This window comes from Variovorax glucosi, from assembly GCF_051216695.1.
Classification (GTDB): domain Bacteria; phylum Pseudomonadota; class Gammaproteobacteria; order Burkholderiales; family Burkholderiaceae_C; genus Variovorax.
This window is the reverse complement of sequence record NZ_JBPJZE010000221.1, coordinates 1-1,200: the sequence shown is the minus strand read 5'-3', so window position 1 is coordinate 1,200 and position 1,200 is coordinate 1. Positions and strand designations below refer to the sequence as shown.

Here is a 1,200-nt window from a genome sequence, read left to right as displayed (position 1 = left end):
CGACACCGCGGTCGACGCCACGCGCATTGGCGCCTTCGCCTTCCTCGAAAAGCCCATCAGCATGCAGAAGCTGCTCAAGGCAGTGGAGCAGGGCCTGGCACGCGAGAGCGCACGCCGCGCCGCGGCAGGCGTGGTGCCCGCGCCGGTTTCCGGCAACCAGGCGGCCGCCATCACCACGACCGGCGACAGTCTGTTGATGGCCTCGCTGGCTTCCGTGCCCGTGGTCGACGCCGGCCCGCAATCGACGCAGAGCTTCGACCTCGACCGCCCGCTGCGCGACGCGCGCGACGGTTTCGAGAAGGCGTACTTCGAGTTTCACTTGGCGATGGAGAACGGTTCGATGACCCGCGTCGCCGAGAAAACCGGTCTCGAACGCACCCATCTGTACCGCAAGCTCAAACAACTTGGGGTCGATCTTTCAAGAGGGCGCAGAAGCGCTGTATAATTTGAGGCTGCACACAATGGCCCGGTAGCTCAGTTGGTAGAGCAGCGGATTGAAAATCCGCGTGTCGGTGGTTCGATTCCGCCCCAGGCCACCACTCTTCTAAGCCCTTGATTCTTAACGGAATCAGGGGCTTTTCAATTGGTAGCGCTTCAATCCTGGGCGTCGCTTCGCTCGCACGGCTCAACCTGCTCATCGAGATAAAGGCAGTCGCAGCCGAGAGGTAGGCGGATGCTTGCGCCTTCAGCGCATCACTTGCGCGGGTACGAGCCCAGCACCCGGATGTCGCTGTGCGCGCCCAGGAACTCCGCCAGCTTGCCCTGCCTGGCATGGCCGGTCACCTCGACGAGGTAGCGGTGCGTGTCCAGGGTCTTCTTGCTCGGCCGTTCGTAGATCGTCAGGATCTGCACGCCAGACTGGGTGAAGGCGGCCAGGGTGGCTCCCAGGTTTGCGTCGGAGGTGCTGACCAGCAGCGATGTCTTGTCGTTGCCGGTCGGCGCGGGCATGGTTCGAGCGAGGACCCACCATCGCGTCACGTTGTGCGGGCCTTCCTCGATGCCATCGACCAACGACACCAAGCCATAGATCGACGCACCGACCTTGGGGCCGAAGGATGCCTTGTCGAGTGTCGTGCTGCCGGCCACGGCCTGGGCAGCGGCGCCGCCGCTGGCCGCATCGGTGCGGCGGACCTTCGGCATCTCGCGATCGACCCACGGCTTGACCTCTTCGAACGCGACCGGATGGGCCAGCACTTCCTT

Annotated in this window: 1 protein-coding gene, 1 tRNA gene and 1 pseudogene; 2 read left to right on the top strand and 1 reads right to left on the bottom strand. The window is 64.3% G+C overall.

Features of this window, described 5'->3' with window-relative positions:
• Together ACSFA3_RS24460 and ACSFA3_RS24455 are read left to right on the top strand one after the other, a co-directional pair.
• Positions 1-445: pseudogene (locus tag ACSFA3_RS24460) on the top strand (sigma-54-dependent Fis family transcriptional regulator); the annotation flags it as partial.
• A gap of 18 nt (positions 446-463) precedes the next feature.
• Positions 464-539: transfer RNA gene (locus tag ACSFA3_RS24455), tRNA-Phe, on the top strand.
• 154 nt (positions 540-693) lie between these two features.
• On the opposite strand, the gene ACSFA3_RS24450 is transcribed toward ACSFA3_RS24455, so the two are convergent.
• The coding region (locus tag ACSFA3_RS24450) for a prephenate dehydratase domain-containing protein (protein ID WP_435507968.1) at positions 694-1,200 on the bottom strand (507 nt) is incomplete at its 5' end.